General features: G+C 55.8%; 22 protein-coding genes and 1 tRNA gene. 15 read left to right on the top strand and 8 right to left on the bottom strand.

Annotated elements, in window-relative coordinates; all coding sequences use genetic code 11:
- Window positions 1–61: 61 nt before the first annotated feature.
- Complete coding sequence (locus FN806_RS04585) at window positions 62–988, top strand: cation diffusion facilitator family transporter (protein WP_142634468.1); 927 nt, start codon at window positions 62–64, stop codon at window positions 986–988.
- A 292-nt stretch (window positions 989–1280) separates the two neighbouring features.
- On the opposite strand, the gene lipB is transcribed toward FN806_RS04585, so the two are convergent.
- Together lipB and FN806_RS04575 are read right to left on the bottom strand one after the other, a co-directional pair.
- Window positions 1281–1940: a lipoyl(octanoyl) transferase LipB gene (gene lipB / locus FN806_RS04580; protein WP_142634466.1), complete on the bottom strand. Its 660-nt coding sequence runs from the start codon at window positions 1938–1940 to the stop codon at window positions 1281–1283.
- Between the two features lie 39 nt (window positions 1941–1979).
- Window positions 1980–2639 carry a DsbA family oxidoreductase gene (locus FN806_RS04575; protein WP_142634464.1) on the bottom strand — a complete coding sequence of 220 codons (660 nt, stop codon included), beginning with the start codon at window positions 2637–2639 and terminating at the stop codon, window positions 1980–1982.
- 142 nt (window positions 2640–2781) lie between these two features.
- Here FN806_RS04575 and FN806_RS04570 point away from each other — a divergent pair.
- Window positions 2782–2868, top strand: a tRNA-Leu gene (locus FN806_RS04570).
- A 167-nt stretch (window positions 2869–3035) separates the two neighbouring features.
- On the opposite strand, the gene FN806_RS04565 is transcribed toward FN806_RS04570, so the two are convergent.
- Genes FN806_RS04565 through FN806_RS04550 form a run of 4 tightly spaced genes read right to left on the bottom strand, consistent with a single transcriptional unit; the run spans window position 3036 to window position 6148 of the window.
- The gene (locus tag FN806_RS04565; RefSeq protein ID WP_425471946.1) at window positions 3036–3806 is read right to left on the bottom strand and encodes an ABC transporter permease; all 771 of its coding nucleotides are present in this window, start codon (window positions 3804–3806) and stop codon (window positions 3036–3038) included.
- Window positions 3806–4519, bottom strand: a complete 714-nt coding sequence (locus tag FN806_RS04560) for an ABC transporter permease (RefSeq protein ID WP_425471964.1) — start codon at window positions 4517–4519, stop codon at window positions 3806–3808. Before FN806_RS04560 ends, FN806_RS04565 begins: the two co-directional genes overlap by 1 nt.
- 47 nt (window positions 4520–4566) lie before the next feature.
- Entirely contained in the window at window positions 4567–5340 is a 774-nt protein-coding gene (locus FN806_RS04555) for a transporter substrate-binding domain-containing protein (protein ID WP_142634460.1), read from the bottom strand.
- A 31-nt stretch (window positions 5341–5371) separates the two neighbouring features.
- On the bottom strand, window positions 5372–6148 hold the full coding sequence (locus FN806_RS04550) for an ABC transporter ATP-binding protein (RefSeq protein WP_142634458.1): 777 nt from the start codon (window positions 6146–6148) through the stop codon (window positions 5372–5374).
- Window positions 6149–6244: 96 nt separating this feature from the next.
- Here FN806_RS04550 and FN806_RS04545 point away from each other — a divergent pair, with 96 nt between their 5' ends.
- The 9 genes from FN806_RS04545 (at window position 6245) to FN806_RS04505 (ending at window position 16793) form a co-directional block, all read left to right on the top strand.
- On the top strand, window positions 6245–6895 hold the full coding sequence (locus FN806_RS04545) for a TetR/AcrR family transcriptional regulator (protein ID WP_142634456.1): 651 nt from the start codon (window positions 6245–6247) through the stop codon (window positions 6893–6895).
- Entirely contained in the window at window positions 6892–8079 is a 1188-nt protein-coding gene (locus FN806_RS04540) for a pyridoxal phosphate-dependent aminotransferase (RefSeq protein WP_142634454.1), read from the top strand. Before FN806_RS04545 ends, FN806_RS04540 begins: the two co-directional genes overlap by 4 nt.
- A complete protein-coding gene (locus FN806_RS04535) occupies window positions 8076–9671 on the top strand; it encodes a 5-guanidino-2-oxopentanoate decarboxylase (RefSeq protein WP_142634451.1) in 1596 nt (531 codons plus the stop codon). The genes FN806_RS04540 and FN806_RS04535 overlap by 4 nt, the downstream gene beginning before the upstream one ends.
- Window positions 9672–9689: 18 nt before the next feature.
- Window positions 9690–10472 carry a dimethylarginine dimethylaminohydrolase family protein gene (locus tag FN806_RS04530; RefSeq protein WP_142634449.1) on the top strand — a complete coding sequence of 261 codons (783 nt, stop codon included), beginning with the start codon at window positions 9690–9692 and terminating at the stop codon, window positions 10470–10472.
- A 266-nt stretch (window positions 10473–10738) separates the two neighbouring features.
- Window positions 10739–11722: a glycosyltransferase family 2 protein gene (locus FN806_RS04525; RefSeq protein ID WP_142634447.1), complete on the top strand. Its 984-nt coding sequence runs from the start codon at window positions 10739–10741 to the stop codon at window positions 11720–11722.
- A 5-nt stretch (window positions 11723–11727) separates the two neighbouring features.
- Window positions 11728–12663, top strand: coding sequence for a hypothetical protein (locus FN806_RS04520; RefSeq protein WP_142634444.1), 936 nt, complete (start codon window positions 11728–11730; stop codon window positions 12661–12663).
- Window positions 12660–14678, top strand: a complete 2019-nt coding sequence (locus FN806_RS04515) for a hypothetical protein (protein WP_142634442.1) — start codon at window positions 12660–12662, stop codon at window positions 14676–14678. The genes FN806_RS04520 and FN806_RS04515 overlap by 4 nt, the downstream gene beginning before the upstream one ends.
- Window positions 14679–14784: 106 nt before the next feature.
- On the top strand, window positions 14785–15783 hold the full coding sequence (locus FN806_RS04510) for a glycosyltransferase family 2 protein (protein WP_142634440.1): 999 nt from the start codon (window positions 14785–14787) through the stop codon (window positions 15781–15783).
- A 26-nt stretch (window positions 15784–15809) separates the two neighbouring features.
- The gene (locus FN806_RS04505; RefSeq protein WP_221929473.1) at window positions 15810–16793 is read left to right on the top strand and encodes a hypothetical protein; all 984 of its coding nucleotides are present in this window, start codon (window positions 15810–15812) and stop codon (window positions 16791–16793) included.
- Window positions 16794–16795: 2 nt separating this feature from the next.
- Here FN806_RS04505 and FN806_RS04500 read toward each other — a convergent pair whose 3' ends face one another.
- On the bottom strand, window positions 16796–17098 hold the full coding sequence (locus tag FN806_RS04500) for a DUF6476 family protein (protein ID WP_142634436.1): 303 nt from the start codon (window positions 17096–17098) through the stop codon (window positions 16796–16798).
- Between FN806_RS04500 and FN806_RS04495 the strand changes: the two genes are divergently transcribed.
- From FN806_RS04495 to FN806_RS04480, 4 genes are all read left to right on the top strand, one after another.
- Window positions 17097–18131 carry an RluA family pseudouridine synthase gene (locus FN806_RS04495; RefSeq protein WP_142634434.1) on the top strand — a complete coding sequence of 345 codons (1035 nt, stop codon included), beginning with the start codon at window positions 17097–17099 and terminating at the stop codon, window positions 18129–18131. The genes FN806_RS04500 and FN806_RS04495 overlap by 2 nt on opposite strands.
- 145 nt (window positions 18132–18276) lie before the next feature.
- On the top strand, window positions 18277–19173 hold the full coding sequence (gene rpoH, locus FN806_RS04490) for an RNA polymerase sigma factor RpoH (RefSeq protein WP_142634432.1): 897 nt from the start codon (window positions 18277–18279) through the stop codon (window positions 19171–19173).
- 130 nt (window positions 19174–19303) lie between these two features.
- Window positions 19304–20281 carry a Gfo/Idh/MocA family protein gene (locus FN806_RS04485; protein WP_142635148.1) on the top strand — a complete coding sequence of 326 codons (978 nt, stop codon included), beginning with the start codon at window positions 19304–19306 and terminating at the stop codon, window positions 20279–20281.
- 59 nt (window positions 20282–20340) lie between these two features.
- Complete coding sequence (locus FN806_RS04480) at window positions 20341–20610, top strand: DksA/TraR family C4-type zinc finger protein (RefSeq protein ID WP_142634430.1); 270 nt, start codon at window positions 20341–20343, stop codon at window positions 20608–20610.
- 936 nt (window positions 20611–21546) lie between these two features.
- Here the strand turns inward: FN806_RS04480 and FN806_RS04475 are convergent.
- Window positions 21547–23367: a M3 family oligoendopeptidase gene (locus tag FN806_RS04475; protein ID WP_142634428.1), complete on the bottom strand. Its 1821-nt coding sequence runs from the start codon at window positions 23365–23367 to the stop codon at window positions 21547–21549.
- Window positions 23368–23397 lie beyond the last annotated feature (30 nt).

Raw genomic sequence — 23397 nt, 5'->3', positions numbered from 1 at the left:
AACCTCTAGTGACTAGAGGAATTACATAAGATGGCAGTTCAAAACAAGGATCTGATCTGCCATGTCACATAACCACACCCACTCTCACATTGATCCGAATGCCGGTGACCGGAGGGTGGTCGGAGCGATCGGCGTCAATATGGTATTGACGCTTGCACAAATAGTGGGGGGCATTTTGTCTGGCTCACTGGCCTTGATCGCAGATGCCTTGCATAATTTTTCAGATGCCATCGCGCTGATCATCGCGTTTTTCGCTCGTAAGATTGCGCGACGCCCGGCAGATCCACGGATGAGCTTTGGTTATGGTCGGGCAGAGGTTGTGGCCGCTCTTGTTAACTACACCACTCTTGTCGTTCTTGCCGTTTATCTGATGTACGAAGGTGTCATGCGGTTTATAGAGCCCGAACCGGTGAATGGCTGGATCGTCGTCTGGATCGCAGCGCTGGCCCTGATCGTCGATCTGATCACGGCTGCACTGACCTATTCGATGGCAAAGGACAGTATGAATATCAGGGCGGCCTTTCTGCACAATGTGGCAGATGCATTGGGCTCGTTGGCAGTGATCGTCGCCGGGACCATGGTCATCGTGTTCAACTGGACATGGGTGGATCCCGCCGTAACCATTCTGATCTCGGTCTACATCCTTTGGCATGTGAAATCTGAAATTGGCGAAACCATTCACGTCTTGATGTTGGGTGCACCATCCGACCTTGACCCAGAAGAGGTCGCTTCGATGATCGAGGCCACCGAGGGCGTTGTTTCGGTCCATCACGTTCATCTGTGGAGTATGCAGGAGCATGAACCTGCCCTGACTGCACATGTGGTTGCGACCAGCCACGCAGACGAAGATGCCAGGTGGCTTTCCACAACCATCAAGAATGCGCTGCAGGATCAGTTCGGGATCGGCCATGCAACGCTTGAAATTGAAAGTGGGGAAGAGGTTTGTGGCCATCTGGCCCGGTTTGGACATGACAAACATGAGCACTAAAAAAGAAATTGCCGTTCCGATTTGGGGTCGGAACGGCAGACTCGTAACCAAAACACTTACCTGTTTTCCCAGGGGATACCTGCGATCACCGGCTTAACACACCACTCACTCTAGAACGGTAAATCCATACTAGGCGTTAATGGGACCCAAGTATTCATATTTGTGAAATTTAACTAGATTCCGTCGGAAACCAGACGGACCGATCGGGAATTGTTTCCAAATTTTGAAACAGAGCGGATCTGACGGCAGGATTGTAGTCGGTGCCGGGCTGTTTTTCGATTCGTGATCCGAGTTAATCCGCCCCCGAGGGTCCAAAAACCTCAGCGAAGGTTTTTCTAAGCGCGTTGTCCACATCATCCATCGCGACCGGAAGACCCAGATCGACCAGAGAAGTCACGCCATGGTTCGAGATGCCGCAGGGTACGATCCCAGAGAAATGGCTCAAATCCGGTTCGACATTGATCGAGATGCCGTGAAAGCTGACCCATTTACGCAATCGCAGGCCGATCGCCGCGACTTTGTCCTCGGCTTTTTCGCCTGCTGGCGTCAGCGGCTTGTCATCCCGTTGCACCCAGACACCAACACGGCCGTCGCGGATTTGCCCGGTCACGTTGAACTCGGCCAAAGCTGCGATCACCCAATTCTCAAGCTGCTTTACAAACTTGCGCACATCCCTGCCGCGTTTGTTCAGGTCCAGCATGACATAAGCAATGCGCTGCCCCGGACCATGATAGGTGTATTCACCACCGCGTTTTGACGTATAGACTGGAAATCTGTCCGGGTCTTTCAGGTCTTCGACCTTGGCTGAAGTGCCCGCTGTGTACAGGGCAGGGTGCTCAAGTAGCCAGATACACTCATCCGCCTCACCCGCCGCGATATCGGCCACGCGCGCCTCCATAAAGGCGATGGCCTCATCATAGTCGGTCAATCCGTCAGTAATCTTCCATTCCATGCCGGCTCCTTAGCGGCTGGTTGCATGGATGGAAAGGGCCTAGGCCGCTTCGGTCAAACAGCGCTGCAGGACCTGCGCATAGGTGTCCGCCCCCTGCGCTCCGGTCAGCAGATACTTTCCGCCAAACACCATTGAGGGCACGCCGGAAATGCCACGGCTGGTCCAGTATTGCTGCTTCTCTCGGACCGGGCCGACATGAGCGCCCGATTCCAGCGCCGCGCGCGCTGCGTTCCGATCCAGACCGGCGGTTTCGGCGGCCTCAAGTAGGATATCGATATTCGAGACGTCTTTTTGATTGGTGAAATAGGCCTCGAACAAAGCCAGTTTCAGTGGATGCTGGCGACCCTGAGCCTCGGCCCAGTCAAGAAGCTGATGTGCAGCAAATGTGTTTACGATGCGACTTTCTTCATCAAAGGCGAAGGTAAAGCCCAAGTCAGCCCCGATTTGCGTCAATCGATCCCGCATCGCTTGGCTTTGTTCCGTCGAGGAGCCGTATTTCTCGGCAATGTGCTCACGCAGGTTCTGACCCTCGGACGCCATGTTTGGGTTCAATTCGAACGGATGCCAGCGCAGCTTTGCCAGAATATTTTGCTGTTTGAGCGCCAGATCCAACTGCCGGAATCCAACAATGCACCAGGGGCAAACCACATCCGAGACTATGTCGATCTGAACGATGGGGCGAGGGTCGGGCGAGGTCATGGCGGGGCTCCTGACGGGGTCATTTGGACGACAACCTGTTAAAGATAAGAGCGCCGAATGGGAATTCAAACCAACGTGATTTTTGCCTCTTCACATCTTGATCATCAAGGTCTATACGCCCCACTACCAAGTCACTAACAGTGCGGTCGTGGCGGAATTGGTAGACGCGCAGCGTTGAGGTCGCTGTGGGGTAACACCCGTGGAAGTTCGAGTCTTCTCGACCGCACCAAGTGATTGGCTTTCAATCTTCTTATAGCTTGTATTCGCGACGCCCTCGGTGCGTTCAGCCGACCTGTAAAACCGGTCGCCAGCCGCCTGCTGTTAAGCAAGGTATAGGGGGGGCTGGCAGCCGGGAGTCTGACCATGTGTCAGGTTTCTTAGGTGCCTGGCGTCGCGTTACCGGGCAGGGACCTGCAGCTCGATGCGGCGGAAGATCAGTGTGATGATGCCTGCAATGATCAGATAGATCAGTGCCAACAGCAGCAGCGGTTCATAGACCACGAAGGTGTCCGCCCGAATTCTTGACGACACAGCGTAGATCTCAACCACTGTTATCGTCGCCACCAGCGGGGTTGCTTTCAGCTGTAGGATCGTCTCACCGCCTAGTGTCGGCAGCACGCTGCGAATGGCCTGAGGTAGCCAGATCCTGCGGAACATGGTAAACCGAGGCATGCCAAAGGATTGCGCCGCTTCGAGTTGACCCTTCTTAACGCTGGCAAAGGCACCGCGCATGATTTCGCCCTCGTAGCCTGCGTACGACAAGGTCAGGGCCAGAACCGCATAGGGCCAAGCCTGTCGCAGATAGGGCCACAGCTCGCTGCCGCGTATCCATGGAATCTGAGGGAAAAGCGATCCAAGCCCATAGTATAGCAGCCAGATCTGCAAAAGGATGGGCGTGCCACGAATGATCGTGCAGAACACCCGCGCCGGTGCCGACAGATACCAGGGCCCAATCGCCTGAGCGAGGCCCAGCGGAACAGCCAGCAAGAACCCAAGCACACAGGTGACGGCCAACAGCCAGATGGTTCTCCACAGACCTTCAAGTGCCAGGGGCGCATAGGTTGGAATCCAATCCCAGCGCAGTGAGACGGCGCACCAGATAACGAAGGCGGCAAATAGCGCCATCAGCACGATCCGATGCGGCTGCATGAGTGCTCGCCAGTCCATTATCGGCTTCCTCCCTTCAACGAAGGCTGCCCACGACGGGCCCATTTCTCGATACGCGCGAACACGACACCGGAACAAAGCGTGACGATCAAGTACAAGGCACCTGCAGCAAGGAAGAAGGTGAAATAGGCGCGCGTACTGGCGGCAGCCTGACGGGTTTCCAGCGTCAATTCGCTAAATCCGACAATGGCCAGAAGGGCCGTATCTTTTGTAGCAATCAGCCACAGGTTGGCCAGGCCAGGTGTGGCAAAAGACATCATCGCGGGAATTGTCACCCGCCGCATGAGCAAAAGAGAGGGCATGCCATAGGCACGGGCGGCTTCGATCTGACCAGTAGGAACCGCTTGAATCGCCCCCCTGAGGACCTCGGTCGCATAGGCGCCCTGAACGATGCCCAAAACCCAGATGCCGGCAACGACGCCGCTGATTTCGACGCGGTCATACCCCATTGCCTGCGCGGCCTGATTGATCAGGTCGGTCCCGACGTAATACAGGATCAGGATCAGCACCAGTTCAGGCACGGCGCGCATTACAGTCGTATATATGCCGAGCAGGTCACGTGTGACCGGCCCGCCATATAGTTTTCCATAGGCCCCGAAAAGCCCGATGATCAACCCGAACCCGAACGCTCCAAAAGCGATCTGCAACGAGTTAGCGAGGCCACGCAGAAGGTTGCCGCCCCATCCCGGAGGACTAAGGGCAAGCAACTCCATGCTTTGGGCCAAACCCAGGCTTTCGAGGATAGCTTCCACGGCGAACCTTACTCGCTATAGATGCTGGCTGTGAAATAGCGCGAGGTGATTTCGTCATGCGTGCCGTCGGCAAGAATTGCCGCGATACCCGCATTCAGCTTTTCACGCAGCGCGTCATCGCCCTTGCGGACACCCGCGCCGACGCCGCGACCTAGGATCGAGACGTCATTTTCGACCGCGCCTTTGATTTCACAGCAGGCACCGGTGTCAGATGAGACGAAATCCGCCATGGCGATGCTGTCGGCTTGGGTCGCGTCGATACGGCCGGCAAACAGATCCTGATTTGCCTCGTCCTGAGTCTGATACACCCGGATTTCTGCCGCATCCTTGAAATGCTCGTTGGCATAGGCCTGATGGATCGTGGACGCCTGAATACCGATGATCTTACCGGCCAGAGATTCTGGTGTCGGTTCAATGTCCATCGACTTGTCGGCGACGATAACGGCCGGAGTGTTGTAGTAAGGGTCGCTGAAGTCGATCGTTTTCATGCGCTCTTCGGTGATCGACATCGACGCCATCAGGGCATCAATCTGCTGACCGGTCAGCGAGGGGATGATACCGTCCCACGCAACCGGAGTGATCACACACTCAAGCTCGGCGGCGGCACAGACCGCATCAATAACCTCGATCTCCCAACCGACCCATTTGCCAGAGGCATCCAGCGATGCGAACGGCGGATAAGGCTCGGCTGCGATCCCGATCTTGACTTCATCTGCGCCAGCCGTTCCAGCCGAAAGCACAGCAGCAGCCAAAGCGGCCACGATTAGCTTTTTGTTTTTCATTGATATTCTCCCTGTTTGATATTTTGTTTGTTCAGCCGACTGATTTTAGGAATTGTTGCAGCCTTGCGGATTTTGGATTGTCGAAAAGTTCGTCGGGTGGCCCCTGTTCCTCGATCTTTCCTTCGAAAAGATACACAACATGGGTCGCAACCTCGCGCGCAAACTTCATCTCATGCGTGACCAGCAACATGGTTCGGCCCTCGGCCGCCAGATCGCGAATTACGGTCAGTACTTCACCAACAAGTTCTGGATCTAACGCGCTGGTTGGCTCGTCAAACAACATTACGCTGGGATCAACGGCAAGAGCACGCGCAATCGCAGCGCGCTGTTGCTGACCGCCTGACAGAAAGGAAGGGAATGTATCCGCCTTGTCGCCAAGCCCAACGCGCTCAAGCAGCTGGTGCGCGCGTTTGATCGCCTCGTCCCGCGGCACTTTCAGCACGTGAACGGGCACCTCGATGACATTTTCCAGCAACGTGCGGTGGGTCCAAAGGTTGAAGGCCTGAAACACCATTGCCAGTCGGGTGCGGATGCGTTCCAGCTGACGCCGGTCCTTAGGCGTGCCATCCGGGCGCATCTCAATCGGCTCGCCGTTTACGACGATTTCTCCGGAACTGGGCGTTTCAAGGAAATTGATACAGCGAAGGAACGTGGATTTCCCCGAACCACTGCCTCCGATGATGGCGACGACATCACCCTGATGGGCAGTAAGTGAAACGCCTTTGAGAACTTCGAGCGAGCCAAAAGACTTGTGCAAGTCAGTGACCCGAATGGCTTCATCCGGCGTGGTTTCTGGGTCAGCGTTCATTTTGCAGTTTCATCCCTCTCAACCGTTTTTTTACTTGCAGCTTTAGCAAATCCCTACAATTATGCAACTGTATAATTATAATTTCTGGAAAGATAGATGTCGGATCACGCAACAAAATTCAAGCGAGAACCCGCGGAGCAGCGCAAAGAGGCGTTGATCCAGGCCACGCTGTCTTTGATCGCCGAGCAAGGTTTGCAAGGTGCGACCGTTCGGGCGATTGCCGAGCGGGCCAGTGTAACTCAGGGTCTGATCCGGCACTATTTTTCTTCGAAAGAAGATTTAATTACAGCAGCTTATGACTTTCATATGCGGCGACTGACGGATATGACGTCGGCCCCTGCAGACGGAGATTATAGCACAGCTAGATTGCGGCTGGCGACGTTTGTAACGACCGGGTTGACCCATCCGGTGGTCGATCCGGGGTCAGTGTCCCTATGGGCGGGCTTTTTGAACAAAGTTCTGGCGGACGACAAAATGCAAGCGATCCACGAACAAACATATCGGGATTTTCGTGACCGCTTGGAATCACTCATTGCAGATGCGCTGAACGAGGTAGGCATACCAGCCAGCCCGGCGGAACTGCGCAGGTTGGCTATCGCATGCAACGCCGTGGTCGACGGCTTGTGGATGGAAGGCGGCGCCCTGCCATACGCCTTTGAGCCGGATGAGCTGCCCAAGATTGGGCTGGCTTCGGTTGGGGCAATTATCGGTGTTGAATTGACGGATCTTGAGCAGAGGCAGACATGAAGAAAACAGCGATTACCGAACGCCTTGCCGGCCTGGGTGGCGCCAAATGGGAAGTTTATCTCAAGGCCAAAGAACTTGTCGAGCAGGGGCAGGATATCATCGAATTGACCATTGGCGAGCCGGATGTGCCAACGCCCACCGAACTGGTGGAAAGCGCTGTGGACGCTTTGCGCGCCGGGCGAACCACCTACTCCAATGGGCGTGGTGAGGCTGGACTGCGCTCTGCACTGGCCGATCGTTATTCGGCCAGATCCGGGCGCACGATCACGGATAATCAAGTGCTGTGTTTTCCAGGCACCCAGACCTCGCTTTTTACCGTCCTGATGGGCGTGGCCGAGGCGGGTTGTGAGGTGCTGGTGGGCGATCCGATGTATGCAACCTATCAAGGTGTGGTACGCGCAAGCGGTGCGGATATTGTGCCGGTACCATTGCGGCCGGAAAACGGTTTTCGTATTTCTGCGGATGATATCGCGGACAGGATTACCGCGAAGACCACTGCGCTTTTGTTGACCACACCGCATAATCCTACCGGGTCGATCCTGACAGGCGAAGACATCGACGCAATCGGCAAGCTGGCCATCGAGCATGATCTATGGATCATTTCTGATGAGGTTTATGAAGAACTGATCTTTGACGGATCTGTGTTTTCCTCACCCCTGTCGCTGTCCGAGTTGGCGGATCGGGTAATCGTCGTCTCTTCGATATCAAAATCCCATGCCGCCCCCGGATTCCGCAGCGGTTGGTGCATTGGTCCCGAGGAATTTACCGCGCGCCTTTTGTCGCTGTCGGAAACCATGCTGTTTGGAAATCAGCCCTTCATCGCCGACATGACCGAGACGGCCATTCGCAACGGTTCAACCGTGGCCGAAGGCATGGCGCAACGGTACGCCCGCCGCGCCCGGATGCTGAACGACAGGCTGCCGAACGAGACACATCTGCGTGTGCATCTTCCACAGGCAGGTATGTTTGCGATGATTGATGTCTCGGCCACCGGGATGAATGGAAACGAGTACGCCTTTCATCTGCTCGAACATGGCAAAGTCGCGGTGATGCCGGGGCCGTCTTTCGGTGACACGGTTGATAACTGGGTCCGTATCGCGCTGACGGTGGACGACGCGATCTTTACCGAAGCCTGTGACCGGATCGTTGCCCACGCGACCCAACTGCAACTGGAAAACGCATGACAAGCATTGGTGAGGCGCTGGTTGATCAACTGGTCAGGCGCGATGTGGATACCGTGTTTGGCATCCCCGGCGTGCATACGGTCGAATTGTACCGCGGGCTGGCCGCATCGGGCATTCGCCATGTCACCCCACGACACGAGCAGGGGGCAGGGTTCATGGCTGATGGTTATGCCAGGGTATCCGGCAAGCCCGGCGTGGCCTTTGTGATTACCGGCCCCGGTCTGACCAATACACTCACGGCGATGGGGCAGGCTCGGGCAGACAGCGTTCCGATGCTGGTGGTGTCGGGGGTCAACACGTTGTCCAGTCTTGGCAAAGGGCTTGGTCACTTGCATGAGTTACCGGATCAACGAGCGATGGCGCGAACAGTCGCTCTGTCATCGGACCGAGTTGAAAAGTCAGTTGAACTAGCAGCCGCGTTGGACCGCGCCTTCGCCCTGTTTCAATCCGGTCGCCCAGGGCCAACACATATCGAAATCCCGCTAGACGTTGCGGGGGACGAGTTTGCTGGTCCGACCGATGCTGCGAAAGGTCCCGTCGATAAGTCTCTTGATCCGGCGCTTCTTGACCGTGCTGCCAAGCTACTGGGGTCGGCAAAAGCGCCGGTCATTCTGGTCGGCGGAGGTGGGCGCAGCGCCGGCAGGTCGATCCGGCAGCTGGCCGAAGCGCTGGATGCGCCGGTTGTTCAAACCGTGAATGCGCGCGGGTTGATGTACGATCACCCGTTGAGTGTACCAGCAAGCCCGAGCCTGAATTCAGTGCGTGCTTTGATCGAACAGGCCGACGTGGTTCTGGCTTTGGGGACTGAGCTGGGCCAGACGGACTACGATATGTACGCCACCGGCACGATGGCTGAAATGCCATACCTGATCCGTGTGGACCTATGCCCCGATCAGCTGAAGCGCCACGCGGCGGACATTGCCATTGTTGGTGATGCGGCGATGGCAGCGGCCGAGCTTGTGGATCGGTTTGCCGCATCGCCTAAGTCGGCAAACGGTGCCGCGCGCGCAGCTACTTCGCGGCGGAACGCGGTCGAAGAAATCGGGCCGGAAATGCAGGCGTTACTGGCTGTGCTGAACGCCATGCGCGATGCAGTCCCTAACGCGATCATGGTGGGCGATTCTGCTTATCCGATCTATGCAGGAAACCTGTACTACGATCATGATCGGCCCGGCGGGTGGTTCAACGCCGCGACCGGGTTCGGAGCGCTTGGATATGGCATACCCGCCGCGATCGGCGCTGCATTGGCGGACCCTGACGCTCCGGTCATTTGTATCGCAGGCGACGGCGGGGCGCAGTTCAGCCTTCCTGAGCTGATGTGCGCCGTTGATGAAAAACTGACGATCACCTTCGTGATCTGGAACAACCACGGTTATCAGGAAATCGCCACATCAATGCAGGCGGTCGGTGTGACTGTGCTGGGATGCGATCCGACCCCACCGGATTTTGAAAGCGTCGCCCGGTCGTGCGGCATGCCGTTCTGGCGCACTGGCCCCGACCCGTTGGATGTGGCCCAAGCTTTGTCGTCAGCACAATCCCAAGATGGCCCGCGGCTTGTTGAAATCCGCGCGCCCAACCAATCACACTCTTGATGAAAAGTGAGACCGAAAATGACTGACCCGACCTATGAATTCTCGCGCGCGATCACCCGTCGCCCAGCAGCGTCCATCACCGATGGTCTGCGTGCAGAAGATATCGGTACGCCGGACCTAGGCCGAATGCTTGCATCTCATGCGCACTATGTCGAAACCCTCAAGAAAACCGGAGCAGAGGTTATCGAACTGGCTCCCCTTGAGTCGTATCCGGATGCCGTCTTTGTCGAAGATACCACACTGTGTCTTCCTCAGGGTGCGGTGATGATGCGCCCCGGTGCACCCAGCCGCATGGGTGAGGTGGCCGAGATGGAGCCGACAATCCGCGGCGTTTATGACGAGGTTCGGCAGATCGCTGGGCCCGGCCATATTGAAGGCGGGGACATTCTGGTAACGGGTCGCGAAATTCTGGTTGGCCGGTCAGATCGGACCGATGCGGCCGGTGTCACAGAGCTGACCGAAATTGTTTCCGACTGGGGCCACACCGTACGCGAGGTTTTTACACCACCGGGCGTGTTGCACTTCAAAACGGATTGTTCGTTGCTGGATGGGGAAACCATCCTGTCCACGAAACGGCTGGACGCATCCGGGTGCTTCGAAGGATATCGGGTTCTGCATGTGGCAGAAGGCGAAGAAGCCGCTGCAAACTCGATCCGGTTCAACCAATTTGTCCTGGCTCCGGCCGGCTTCCCGCGTACCACCGAGATGTTGCGCCAGAACGGCTATGATGTGGTCGAAATCGACAATGTGGAATGCGCCAAACTGGATGGCGGAATGTCATGTCTGTCGCTGAGATTCTGACCTGATTCACGACGATTCAGAACCGACTAACCTTGAACCAGCCAAATGCGTCCTGCTGCAACCAAAGAAAGAGTGGGCGCATTTTGGCGTGATTAAGGTTAGCCGCTTCAACCGCTTGGATATTCATTCGAAATAGTATGATCCCTATCCAGTGGGTGTAGCTTTGCACCAGTTTCGCGCAGTATTTCTTTTGCACCCAAATCCCATCTCGCTCGTGCTTGCCGGGTTGTGTATGACTTGGGCAAAGAAGTTATGGCAGGAAATACATGTCTCAGGCGCTCACCGTATTCACGACGATGAAGAACGAAGGCCCCTATATGCTGGAATGGGTCGCATTCCACAAAACACTGGGAGTCGATCACTTTGTGATCTTCACCAATAGCTGTGAAGACGGCACGGATGCCATTGCCCGCAGGCTGCAGGAATTGGGTCTTGCCACACATGTCCCGAACGAGGTCAAAGAAGGGGGAAACCCGCAGCATCAGATGCTACGGCGCGCGCGGCGTCAGCCCAAAGTGAAAGAGGCCGACTGGCTGATGTGTCTGGATGTTGATGAATTCTGGAACATCCGCTGCGGGGACAACAGCTTTGCGGCGCTGATCGCAGAAACCGAACAGCGGGCCGGAAAGCCGGTGGATGCGATCTCATTCGCGTGGAAATTGTTTGGTAGTTCGGGGAATATCAGCTTTGAAGACAAACCTGTGACCGAGTCCTTTTCGATGGGGGATCAGGAATTCCCGTATCATTCCGGCCGGGCCTATGGTCTGAAAACCCTGTTTCGTAACAACGGAAAATTTACGCGGTTCGGCCCGCATCGCCCGAAAGGGGTCGAAGAAGGGAAAGAAAGCGAAATCGCTTGGTCCGATGCCGGTGGCAGGCTGTTTCCGTCCGAGAAGGTCGGGTGGCGCGCATGGAGGAAATTTGATCATTCTCTGGGGCGGATTCATCACTATTCCGTCCGGTCTTTGGATGGGTTTCTGGTCAAAAGGGATCGGGGCCGGACCAATCATATCCGCGTAGACCAAGGGCAAGCCTATTGGCAGGACATGAATGCCAACAAAGAAACAGATCACTCGATACTGCCAGCGGCGCATCGCGCGGCCCCATTGCTGGCCGAACTGAAAGCCGATGAAGAACTCGGCCGCCTGCACGCGCAGGCATGTGACTGGCATCGCGCCAAGATATCAGAGATCAAGTTGCGGCCTGACTGGGTGGATTTCCGCCTCTGGCTTGCGGAAAATCTGGTCTGATCACCATGGCAGAAGACCTTTCAAAAGAGCAGCTCAAGCCTGATCACCCCGATCGTAAGACGGGGTATGAACGGATTCTGACAGACCCTGCGCCCCCTTGGTTTGTCGAGCTGTATCCAGGTGGGGACGGGACCGGGTTTCTGCAAAAGCTGAACAGACACTCGGTTTTGTTTCACCAAAGGTCTGCGTCCCGGCTTGTGGTCAGCTTTGACAACATTGCCAATGCCAACGACCTGTCTTTTTCCCGCGAACCCTGGGGCTGGAAGTTCTTCCGTGACGAAGGCTGGTCCCATATGGGGATATTTGCGCGGACCAAAGCCTGGTACCGCGATCCCGAGATCATCTCGTATTTTCAGGCCCAAGCGGATCAGGGTTTTTTTGCACAGTTTGATCAGGTTGTGTTTGCGGGCGCTTCGATGGGCGGATTTGGAGCGCTGACATTCTCGGCCCTTGTTCCCGGCGCCAATGTCGTCGCTTTTAATCCGCAGACAACGCTGGATGAACGGCTGGTCCCGTGGGAGACCCGGTATCGGTTCGGGCAGGTGCAAGACTGGGATCTTCCCTTTAGCGATGCCGCGCAAACCGTTGAGAATGTGGGGAAAGCCTACGTTTTCTATGATCCCTTTTTTGATCTCGATCGTCAGCAGGTGTCGCGATTGAAGGGCGATAACGTTTTGCTGCTTAAGACATGGTTTTCAAACCATTTCGCGGCCCCGATGCTGCGCAAATTGGATATACTGAAGCCGGTTATGCTCGAGGCGATGGACGGCACACTGGAACCCCAGGCCTATTACCGGATGATGCGGGCACGGCGGCGACTGCCTTTGTATATGCGCGGGATCGAGGCGATTGGTGGCGAACGTCACCCACAGCTTGTTGCGCAAGCAAGGCAGAGGTTCCGACGGCTGCGGCGCGCAGCCTTGGCCGAAGCAGCCTCATGAAGCCCGAAAAGGGGGTCTTTATCGGCCAGCGCAAAGACCGGATGGGTGCTCGGTTGCTGATGATGCTGACCTGCATCCGGTTGGCCGAGGATTTTGACACCAGCTATCGGGTCAACTGGTTTCCCAAAGGTGCGGATGCGCCAGAGCTGGACCAGCCGCAAGAATTGTTCTCACAAGAGTGGATGGATGAGCATTTCCTGAGCACCGAATCCTTTGATGCTCTAGGCGAGAACTCCCTGCCGATATGGTCGTTTCAGGGCGATGCGACACCGGATCGGCTGATATCCCATCTGAATTCCGGCCGCTCTGTTGTCGTCGAGGAAGGCTTTGAGGTTCTGGCCTTTCAATGGGAAGATATCGAGCAGATCCGTCCCCGGTACCGAGAGTTCATCCATAAGATCGGGTTCACGGATGAAATCCGGACGATCATGGAAAAGGCAGATGCCAAACTAAGTGGCAAGGGGGTGTCGGCCTATCACATTCGCCGTGGCGACATCCTGAATGGCCTGCCGTGGAAGCATACGACCTGGCCGGCAAAGATCGAACCGGAAGAACTGTATGCGGCGCATCTTGGAAAGAACGCAGGGTGTGCCGCGATCATGTTTTCAGATCAGCCCGAGCTTGTGGCCCGATTCCAAGTGCAGTTTCCGCACCTTATGCAAATGTCAGATATCGCGGATCTTTCCAGTCTGACCCGCGCACAACGAGACTTTCTGGAGCTCTATACCATGTCGCGCGCGGATCAGTTGATAGCGCCGTACGTTTCCGCCTTTTCCATGGCAGCGGCGCGAATTTCAGGGCAGCAGGGAAAAGTTTTTCGCGATGTTTTGAACGAAGATGAAGTCAAACGCGCCAACGAACAAGTGATCGCACGCCTGCACCGCGGTCCAGAAGAATTTCTGAATCTCTCAGAAGCCGCTCATATCTATGCCAAGGCTTCGTTTTATCTTCATGGTTTGGGCGCGGGAGATCGGGCCGAAGAGGCATTGGAACTGGTGCAGCCGTTGATGGATGCAGGTTCGGATAATGCATTCCTTCCACTTCTTCAGGCGTTGAATTACTTTTATCTGAATCGTTGGGCCGAAGCGTTAGAGATGACTGAAGCAGCCTTCGAAAACCCGCATATCTGGCCCGAAGATTTTGCTGTGGTAACTGCACTTCAAGCCGCGATATTTGGAGGGCAGAAGAAACGCTGGAAGGCTGCGCAGGTGTTCAGCAGGGCGTTTTGGACAAAACCAATGCGCCCGGATGTCATCATATTTGGCTCTCGGCTTTTGTATCGTGAACAGATTGCGCAGCGCGCAATGCCGCCAATGGATTGGGTGATGCAGAAGGCTATTCGGAGGCCTTGGTTCAACTACAATGCGCACGTTGCGCAGAGGAAGGTACTGGGTCGTCCGCCCTGTAATTTCGACCTGATCCTATTGGATTGGGCTAGTCTGTCCGTAGATCAAAGGGCGCGCCGTCTAACCTCCAACCGATCCCGTTTGCAGACTTTGGCTGACGGGCTAGAAAGCTCAACTCAGTTGCCCGAGGACGTTTGCATTTCCCGCGAAGACCCGCGCTTTGAAGGGGTGCAATCTTTGCTGCGTTTGCATTTGGGAGATACATCTTTGGCGCAGTCTTTGGATATAGCGCGGAAAGTGGCCAAGCGCCTTCCGGATAACCCGTTATACTTAAAGCGACTGGCCGAACTGTATGAGAAAGATGGAGATTTTGTAAACGGAAGGCTGGCCATGGCAGATGCGTTGGCCTGTGATCCGGGAAACCCATTTCTGGTCTTTGCGATGGGGCAGTACCTTGAAAGGAACGGGGCTGAAGAACAGGGGCAAAACCAAATTATTCAGGCTGGGGAACTGGATGACAATACAGCGGCGATCCAAGGCGAGGCCGGCAGGATATATCTGCAACGAGGTGAAAAGCAGAATGCGCGCGTTCATCTTTCCAAGGCCCACGCGCTGTGCCCAACCCTTAAACGATATTCCAATCAGCTGAAACGTGCAGGTGGAAAATAGACGGATTTCTCTTGGTGACCAGCTTGAATACCGGTAGTTTGCGGTCAAAATCTTAAACAAATCTCCGATACCATCGGGGCAATGAAAACAAGCAGGGCAGTCAGGTATGGCCGAACAGGATCCTCGATATATCAGCGTTACCCCTATGAAGAACGAAGGACCATTCGTTCTTGAATGGATCGCCCATAATCGTGCCATTGGTGTGGACCAGATTGTGGTCATGACCAATGACTGTACCGATGGTACAGATGCCTTGCTGCAGCGATTGCATGACCTTGGCATTGTCACACATGTCGACAACAACTCGAGACGTCAGACCAGCCCGCAAAAACGCGCCTATAACGCCTTTCTGAAAATGGATGTGGCCCGTCCACAGGATTGGGTGATCGTTATCGACGCGGATGAACATATTAACGTCAGAACCGGCGACCATACATTGCGTGCGCTGACAGGTGCCATGCCGGATGCAAAAACGATTTCAATGACTTGGCGTCTATTCGGAAACGCCGGCATTGTTCGGTACGAGGACCGTTTTCTGTCGGATCAGTTTCGCCAGGCTGCACCTGAGCGTATTTTTCGACCGCCGCAAGCTTGGGGCTTTAAGACTATGTTCCAACGCGGCGTATGGGATGCGCTCGGTGTCCATCGACCGAAAAGGCCGACCGTTGAAACGATGGAAGAATGCCATTGGTACAACGGATCCGGTCAACCGATGCCCGAAAGGTATTTTACTGCCAGTTGGCGATCGGCGCGGGACTCCGTCGGGTACGAGCATGTTCAGATCAATCACTATGCTCTGAAATCCTGTGAAAGTTATCTGGTCAAGAAAATGCGTGGTCGGGCCCATCATCTGGGGGAAAGCCTTGGGATGGAATATTGGAACATGATGAACCAAAACGCCGAAACTGAGACCTCGATCGACACAATCCTCGATCGGAAACGGGCTTTGTACTACGAAATGCTGTCAGACGCTGAGACGGCACGCCTGCACCATATGACCTGCGATCTGCATCGCCAGCAGGTTGCCCAGTTGCGCGAACAACCCGAGATGCAAGACCTCATGCGTCAGATGACCGCCGGGTTCTCAGCCAAGGCCGAGACCTGAGGTCGCTTGGCGAATAGGAACGTTTCATGCTTTGGCTACACATAGGAATGCCCAAGACTGGGTCGACTGCGTTACAGGGGTTTGTTCGCAAAAACGGTCAAGTGATGGCTGGGGCCGGATTACACTATATGGAAACGGGCCGCAGGCGAACCGAGGGGCAGGGGCGTCTGGCCAGCAGTCATAACCTGATTGCCTTCCACATGAACCAAACCGATCAGCCGGTCACCGCCCTGCGCGAAGCGATGGCAAGGGAATATGCTGAGCATGAGGATAAGGCATGCTTGGTATCGTCTGAGATGTTGTACTCAGTCGATCTGCACAAACTGGCCGAGATTTTCGCTGAGATCCCCGCGCGTGAGATGAGGATTGCTTTCTACTGCCGTAGATATTCTGACTTTTTCGAAGCCGACTATAAACAAAGGGCAAAGAACGGCAGGCTTGCCGGGGGCGGCTCTGAATATATTCGTACCCAGCTGGACGAGATACGTGCGCATCCTGAGCGTTTCAGCTTTGCCAGTGCTGCGGCTCGGATAAGGTCAGCTTTTCCGGGCGTCTCGTTGGTGCCTATGCTGTATGAGCGCTCTGAAATGGCTAATGGCAACATTATCGATGATTTTCTGGATCGCATCGGCGTCCAACTGCCCTTGGACAGCAAGACCGAAACATCGTCCAATCCTTCGCATTCAAGAGCCGCGTGTGAGGCGTTTGGTGTGGTCACTAGGGCTATGGGACGCAAGAAAAGTCGCCAGTTGCGACGTCGGGCTGTCGATGATCCCGTGATGATGCGTAAGAATGATGTGCTTGAACCGGATGAACGCGCCTGGCTGGACGCGTTTATGGCAAATGAAGATGTGAGTTTTCATCAAGAGTTCTTTCCCGACCGGACGCAGCTTTTTGCCCCTGTCAGGTTGAGCATGCATGATCAGTCGTTTCGCCGGGACACAGCCGCGGAATATCAGGCGCTGCGCCAGGCATCCGAGATCGTGTTTCGCATGGCGCTAGAGGGTTGACCTTATTCGACGGTAATTTCCTGGCGCTGCCGGCCAGTGGTTTTGTCAAAGATCAGGATGCGATTGTCATCAGTCACAACCGCAAACCAGTTGTTTCCAATGGTGACCGCCTGCGCTTTTGCGCCATCGGGCAACTCAACCTGATCAGGCAGGGTAGGGGTCCGGTCCGATAGCCGGATGACAATCAGTGCGAATGTCACTAGAACCCCGCCAATCATCACCGCGGTCAGCAGCATGACCATTCTCCGCAGCAGGCGAAGCTGCGGCGTTTCCTGCGGTTCTTGGGGTTCGGAAGGGACAGTCATGGGCACTCGCCAGATTGAGTTTCAAATCGCGGCCGATCCGCCGCCCCGCCTTGATAAGGCGCTTTCCCGCGATGTGCCAGCCGAGGAAAGCCTGTCGCGGACCCGATTGGGGAAGCTGATCGAAGAGGGGGCCGTGATGATCAACGGAACCGCCGCCCGCGACCCCAAGGCCAAGGTGGCCGAAGGCGCAGTGGTGGCGATCACTGTGGCCGAGGCCGAAGACAGCCATATCGGCCCGGAAGACATCCCGCTGGAGGTCGTGTTCGAGGATACCGACCTGATCGTGGTCAATAAACCTGCGGGTATGGTCGTGCATCCTGCGCCCGGCTCTCCGAACGGGACATTGGTCAATGCGTTGCTGCATCACTGCGGTGATGACCTGTCTGGCGTAGGCGGCGTAAAGCGCCCCGGCATCGTGCATCGTATCGACAAGGAAACCAGCGGGTTGCTGGTGGTGGCCAAATCCGACGCGGCCCATCACGGGCTTGCCGCGCAGTTCGAGGCGCATAGTGTCGAACGCTATTATCGCGCCATCTGTTACGGTGTCCCGGATGCCAATGATCCCCGTTTGCGCGGCGTCAAAGGTGTCAGCTTTGAGCCCGGAAACATCATGCGGATCACCACTCAGCTGGCCCGTCACAAGACAGACCGGCAACGACAGGCTGTGCTGTTTCACGGTGGTCGCCACGCTGTCACGCGCGCCCGCCTGGTCGAAACGTTTGGGGCGCCGCAGGGGCTGGCTCTGATCGAATGCTGGCTGGAAACGGGCCGCACACATCAGATTCGGGTTCACATGACCCATGCCGGTCATGGTCTGGTCGGTGATCCGGTTTATGGGGGCAAGCGGAAACTCGCAGCCAAAGCCTTTAGCGCGGCTGCCGCAGAGGCCGTACGAGACTTTCCTCGTCAGGCGCTTCATGCTGCGGTTTTGGGTTTTGAGCACCCGATATCGGGTGAAAACCTTCGCTTCGAGGCTGTGTTGCCGGATGATATGGAAAATCTGATTGAACAGCTGCGCACACCGCTGACATAATAAGCAAAGTTACGTGAATAACGTTTTCTTAGGTTTCCTTTATCAAACGTTAATTTCAAACTGTTAACGGTACCTCTTGAACGGATCGGGACGACCTCCCATATCCATGTTAACGACTTAAACATTTGTCGGAGGGACAAGAAACATGGCCAATTACGCAAATCTCCCCGCGCCGACGCCGGAAGGCGGGCTGAACCGCTATATGCAGGAAATTCGGAAGTTTCCCCTGCTGGAGCCAGAAGAAGAATACATGCTGGCCAAAAGCTGGGTTGAGAAGCAAGATACTGAAGCTGCACATAAAATGGTGACCTCCCACCTACGGTTGGCGGCCAAGATCGCTATGGGTTATCGCGGTTATGGGCTGCCACAGGCCGAAGTGATCTCCGAGGCCAATGTCGGTCTTATGCAGGCCGTGAAACGGTTTGATCCGGAAAAAGGGTTCCGGCTGGCGACCTATGCCATGTGGTGGATTCGCGCCTCGATTCAGGAATACATTCTGCGGTCATGGTCTTTGGTCAAACTGGGTACAACCTCGGCGCAGAAAAAGCTGTTTTTCAACTTGCGCAAAGCTAAGGCACGCATCGGTGCGCTGGAAGAGGGCGACCTGCGTCCGGAAAACGTGGCCCGGATCGCAAATGACCTTGGTGTGACCGAAGCAGAAGTGATCAGCATGAACCGCCGGATGTCCGGTGGCGACGCCTCTCTGAATGCGACCGTCGGGTCCGAGGGCGAAGGCACCATGCAATGGCAGGACTGGCTTGAGGACGAGGATGCCGATCAGGCGGGCGACTATGAGGCCCGCGATGAGCTCGACGCCCGCCGCGAGCTGTTGGCGGCTGCTCTTGAAGTTTTGAATGACCGGGAAAAAGACATCCTGACCCAACGCCGCCTGATGGATCAGGCCGTCACACTGGAAGAGCTGAGTACGCAGTACAATGTCAGTCGCGAACGCATTCGCCAGATTGAAGTCCGCGCATTTGAGAAACTTCAGAAGAAGATGCGAGAGCTTGCCCGCGAAAAAGGGATGCTGGCCACAGCCTGACCTCTTCGTTTATTGAACGGACCCGGTGCGACATTGGCCGTGCCGGGATTTCTATTTGTGTTAGCGCTAATGACACTCGGACTGAGGGCGATTACAACAGACCGGATCAAAGCCATAAGGGGTGTCCATGATGCAGAATCCGGTGAATTGGGGCGTATTGGGAGCTGCGAAATTCGCGCGGCAATATATGGCCCCAGCAATCCACGCAGCTGAGGGCGCGCGTCTGGCAGGCCTTGCGACGTCCGATCCCACCAAAGCCGAACCGTTTCAGGCCTTTTGCCCGGATTTGACGGTTTATGACAGCTATGATGCGTTGCTGAACAACCCACAGATTGAGGCCGTTTACATCCCGCTGCCCAACCATTTGCATGTCGAATGGAGCCTTAAGGCACTGGACGCCGGTAAACATGTGCTGTGTGAAAAGCCGATGGCTATGACCGTGTCCGAATTTGCCCCATTGATCAACAAACGGGATGAGACCGGATTGTTGGCGGCCGAGGCTTATATGATCGTCCAACACCCTCAATGGAAGTTTGTACGCAAGCTGATCGCCGACAAGGCGATCGGGAATTTGGCCCATGTGACAGGTGCGTTCAGCTTTGACAGCCGGGCGGATACGGCAAACATTCGCAACCGGGCTGAGACCGGCGGAGGTGGGCTGCGTGATATTGGCGTCTATGTGATTGGCAGCGCGCGCTTTGTCACCGGGCAGGAGCCGGTTCAGGTCGAATCCGCCATCCGGTGGGAGGATGGGGTCGACGCTTTTACCGAGATTCGCGCTCAGTTCCCGGATTTCACCTATTCCAGCTATGTCTCGATCCGAATGCATCCGCATCAAGAGATGGTGTTTCATGGCGACCGCGGCATGATCCGGCTGACTGCGCCGTTCAATCCGCGTGTGTTCGGAGAGGCGCGTGTCGAATTGCACCGCCCCGGCCTGGAAATACAGGTCACACGTTTCCCCGCGGACGATCACTATAAGCTGCAGGTCGAAGCTTTTTGTCGGTCGGTCCGTGAGGGTGCCGAATATCCGTGCCCGCTTGAGTTTTCACGCGGCACGCAGGAAGTGATTGACCGTGTGCTGGAGAATGCAGTGGCGCTGCCATGACTTGCCACGCTTCTTGAACCGCTGCAAAATCGGCTAACACCTTTACAGGAGGCATCCCGATGGCAGGTGGCTGGGCGCGCGACGGCGCAGTAAGCGAACAGATCGAGGCATCCATTTCGGATGAGCTGGCCCGAATGCAGGTCCAGAAACGGCCCGTAGGCGAAAGCCTGACCCATTGTGCCGAATGCGAAGAACCAATCCCCGAAAAGCGCCGCACAGCACTGCCTGGCGTGAAACTGTGCCTCGAGTGCCAGCAAGAACGTGACGGGGCGCATAAAATGCGCGGCGGTATCAACCGGCGCGGGTCGAAGGACAGTCAGTTGAGGTGAGTTTATTATGTTTGCTTTGAGCCCAAAGTAGAGGATGCCGCACAGCGCATCAAAGTCAGCTTTCCATCGGCATTGGTCAAAGCAAGCCGTGATTTCTGACCATACTTGGGAGACAATGGCCGACGTTTGTGATCTGTGGTGAAAACCGGCGCTAGCATGGATTTTGCCCTTGCGGTAGTTCCAACAATTGTACTGTATGGCATTAGAATTTTGGAGACCCTAAATGCTCAAAAGTCGATTTGAGAAAACAAAGGGCATGGCCGGCATTTTGCTGTTGTGTACACTACTGGCCGCTTGCGGCACGCCCGAGAGCCGGGCCGAAGTATGGGCATGGATTGATCGCAGAGATGGATATAGCAGCTCTGTCAATGCAATGATGAGTGCCCTAAGCGATGCAACACTAGTAACTCAAGACCCCAATTCTTTAGTTCAACAACACGGGACGCAGATAGAATATCATGCGTCTAACGGTAAATCGTATCTATGGTACCCGGGAAATCGCACAATCGTAGTAGGCCAATGGCGAGCCCAAGACTTCAACTCTGCAGGCGTTCAGCTCTGCTACAGATACGGCTCTAACGCATTCAACCCAGTTACAAAAAAGTCTGGTGGCTCATGGGAGTGCTCTAAACGCAGTTTTAGAGATTCTGATTTTCTTGAAGGTAACCCGTTCAAATTGAAGGCTGGCCCGGTACCTTTTGTCATACCTGATCGTCGCCGGTACTACCCCGAACATTTGGTAAAATGGCTGGGTGGAGACCCCACGAAGATTGCCTATAGAGACAGGACGCCTTATGCTGACCAGTTGCTACGTCGAATCGAACTTGAGACGCAATAACCTCAGACTAAGAGATGTCAAAGCAGACGTTGGTTGAAGGAAAATCAAGGTCGGCAATGTCCCCAAAGCTGACATCACCGCCTCCAAGACAGGCCGCATTAGCCCTCCATCGCTTCCAATTCATCAATAAAGCCCGAGATCATCGACAGGCCTTTGTCCCAGAACTTGGGATCGCTGGCATCCAGACCGAACGGGGCCAGTAGCTCTTTGTGGTGTTTTGACCCACCGGCGCGCAGCATGTCGAAATACTTGTCCTCGAACCCGTCCGCGCCGCTTTCGTAGACGGAATAGAGCGCGTTCACGAGGCCATCACCAAAGGCGTAGGCGTAGACGTAGAAGGGCGAGTGCACGAAATGTGGGATATACGCCCAGAACGTCTCATACCCTTCCATGAATTCAAATGCGGGGCCGAGGCTTTCGGCCTGAACGCTCATCCACAGGGCGTTGATGTCGTCCGGGGTCAACTCGCCCTCGCGGCGGGCGGCGTGCAATTTGCATTCGAAGTCATAGAACGCGATTTGGCGCACGACCGTGTTGATCATGTCCTCGACCTTGCCAGCCAGCAGAATCTTGCGCTGCTCAGGGGTTTCGGCCTTGTCCAGCATTTTGCGGAAGGTCAGCATTTCACCAAAAACCGAAGCGGTTTCGGCCAGCGTCAGCGGGGTGGAAGACAGCATCTCACCTTGATCGGCGGCCAACACCTGATGAACGCCATGGCCCAGCTCATGCGCCAGGGTCATCACATCGCGCGGCTTACCCAGATAGTTCAGCATCACATAGGGGTGGACGTCAGTTACGGTGGGATGCGCAAAGGCGCCCGGCGCCTTGCCCGGTTTCACCGCGGCATCAATCCAACCCTTCGAGAAGAACGGCGCGGCGATCTCACCCATACGCGGATCAAAGGCCTCATAGGCATCCATCACGGTTTTCTCGGCGTCATCCCAGCCGACAATCTGCGTGTCTTCCATCGGCAGGGGTGCGTTGCGATCCCAGACCTGCATCACGTCCAGACCCAGCCATTTGCGTTTCAGCTCGTAATAGCGGTGGCTCAGCTTGGGGTAGGCGGCCACGACCGCCTCGCGCAGGGCCTCGACGACCTCGGGTTCGACGTCATTCGACAGATGGCGACCAGTCTGCGCGGTCGGCATATTGCGCCAGCGGTCGACGATTTCCTTTTCCTTGGCCTGCGTGTTGTGAACGCGCGCGAAGGTCTTGACGTTGTCCTGAAACACGCGGGCCAATTCGCCAGAAGCCGCTTCGCGTTTGCTGCGGTCCTGCTCGGTCAGTAGGTTGAGTGTGCCTTCGATGTTCAACTCTTCTCCGTCAACATCAAAGGTCAAGCCCGCGATGGTCTCGTCGAAAAGGCGTTCCCAGGCATCGCCAACAACACCCAGATCGTGCAGGAATTTTTCTAGCTCGTCAGATAGCTGATAGGGTTTCATCGCGCGGATGCGGCGGAATACGGGCTCGTAACGGGCCAGATCGGTGTTGGCGTCGAAATGCGCTTTTAGCGCGTCGTCGTCGAGGCGATTGATTTCCAGCGTGAAGAACACCAGCGGCGTGGTAAAGACAGTGATCTTTTCCTGCATGTCCGAGAGGAACTTGGCGCGCTCGGCGTCGGTCGTCAGCTGATAATAGCGCAGTCCGGCAAAGGACATGATACGCCCGGCGATCGAATTGATCTTTTCGTTCCGCAACACGCAGGTCAGCAAGCCCTGGGCATCAAGATCCGCCAAATTGCCTTCGTAATCTGCGGCAAAGGCGGCGCATTCGGTTTCCAGCCAGTCCAGGTCACGCGCAAGCTCGGCCGCGCCTTCCGAAGCATAGAGATCCGTCAGATCCCATTCCGGCAGGTTGCCAAGATTATCGGCCCCGCCGACCGCGTTTGCGTCACGTACTGGAAAAGGAAGGTCGCGCATGGATCACCTCGAAAATCTGCTTTGGCAAAC

The organism is Ruegeria faecimaris (assembly GCF_900182615.1).
Classification (GTDB): Bacteria; Pseudomonadota; Alphaproteobacteria; order Rhodobacterales; family Rhodobacteraceae; genus Ruegeria; species Ruegeria faecimaris.
This window is presented reverse-complemented; position numbering and strand designations above follow the sequence as displayed.

Bases quoted from the DNA above. Each gene is read 5' to 3' on its own strand.
- FN806_RS04585 (WP_142634468.1), top strand. From the start codon at position 62: ATGTCACATAACCACACCCACTCTCACATTGATCCGAATGCCGGTGAC.
- lipB (WP_142634466.1), bottom strand. From the start codon at position 1,940: ATGGAATGGAAGATTACTGACGGATTGACCGACTATGATGAGGCCATC.
- FN806_RS04575 (WP_142634464.1), bottom strand. From the start codon at position 2,639: ATGACCTCGCCCGACCCTCGCCCCATCGTTCAGATCGACATAGTCTCG.
- FN806_RS04565 (WP_425471946.1), bottom strand. From the start codon at position 3,806: ATGGACTGGCGAGCACTCATGCAGCCGCATCGGATCGTGCTGATGGCG.
- FN806_RS04560 (WP_425471964.1), bottom strand. From the start codon at position 4,519: ATGGAGTTGCTTGCCCTTAGTCCTCCGGGATGGGGCGGCAACCTTCTG.
- FN806_RS04555 (WP_142634460.1), bottom strand. From the start codon at position 5,340: ATGAAAAACAAAAAGCTAATCGTGGCCGCTTTGGCTGCTGCTGTGCTT.
- FN806_RS04550 (WP_142634458.1), bottom strand. From the start codon at position 6,148: ATGAACGCTGACCCAGAAACCACGCCGGATGAAGCCATTCGGGTCACT.
- FN806_RS04545 (WP_142634456.1), top strand. From the start codon at position 6,245: ATGTCGGATCACGCAACAAAATTCAAGCGAGAACCCGCGGAGCAGCGC.
- FN806_RS04540 (WP_142634454.1), top strand. From the start codon at position 6,892: ATGAAGAAAACAGCGATTACCGAACGCCTTGCCGGCCTGGGTGGCGCC.
- FN806_RS04535 (WP_142634451.1), top strand. From the start codon at position 8,076: ATGACAAGCATTGGTGAGGCGCTGGTTGATCAACTGGTCAGGCGCGAT.
- FN806_RS04530 (WP_142634449.1), top strand. From the start codon at position 9,690: ATGACTGACCCGACCTATGAATTCTCGCGCGCGATCACCCGTCGCCCA.
- FN806_RS04525 (WP_142634447.1), top strand. From the start codon at position 10,739: ATGTCTCAGGCGCTCACCGTATTCACGACGATGAAGAACGAAGGCCCC.
- FN806_RS04520 (WP_142634444.1), top strand. From the start codon at position 11,728: ATGGCAGAAGACCTTTCAAAAGAGCAGCTCAAGCCTGATCACCCCGAT.
- FN806_RS04515 (WP_142634442.1), top strand. From the start codon at position 12,660: ATGAAGCCCGAAAAGGGGGTCTTTATCGGCCAGCGCAAAGACCGGATG.
- FN806_RS04510 (WP_142634440.1), top strand. From the start codon at position 14,785: ATGGCCGAACAGGATCCTCGATATATCAGCGTTACCCCTATGAAGAAC.
- FN806_RS04505 (WP_221929473.1), top strand. From the start codon at position 15,810: ATGCTTTGGCTACACATAGGAATGCCCAAGACTGGGTCGACTGCGTTA.
- FN806_RS04495 (WP_142634434.1), top strand. From the start codon at position 17,097: ATGGGCACTCGCCAGATTGAGTTTCAAATCGCGGCCGATCCGCCGCCC.
- FN806_RS04500 (WP_142634436.1), bottom strand. From the start codon at position 17,098: ATGACTGTCCCTTCCGAACCCCAAGAACCGCAGGAAACGCCGCAGCTT.
- rpoH (WP_142634432.1), top strand. From the start codon at position 18,277: ATGGCCAATTACGCAAATCTCCCCGCGCCGACGCCGGAAGGCGGGCTG.
- FN806_RS04485 (WP_142635148.1), top strand. From the start codon at position 19,304: ATGCAGAATCCGGTGAATTGGGGCGTATTGGGAGCTGCGAAATTCGCG.
- FN806_RS04480 (WP_142634430.1), top strand. From the start codon at position 20,341: ATGGCAGGTGGCTGGGCGCGCGACGGCGCAGTAAGCGAACAGATCGAG.
- FN806_RS04475 (WP_142634428.1), bottom strand. From the start codon at position 23,367: ATGCGCGACCTTCCTTTTCCAGTACGTGACGCAAACGCGGTCGGCGGG.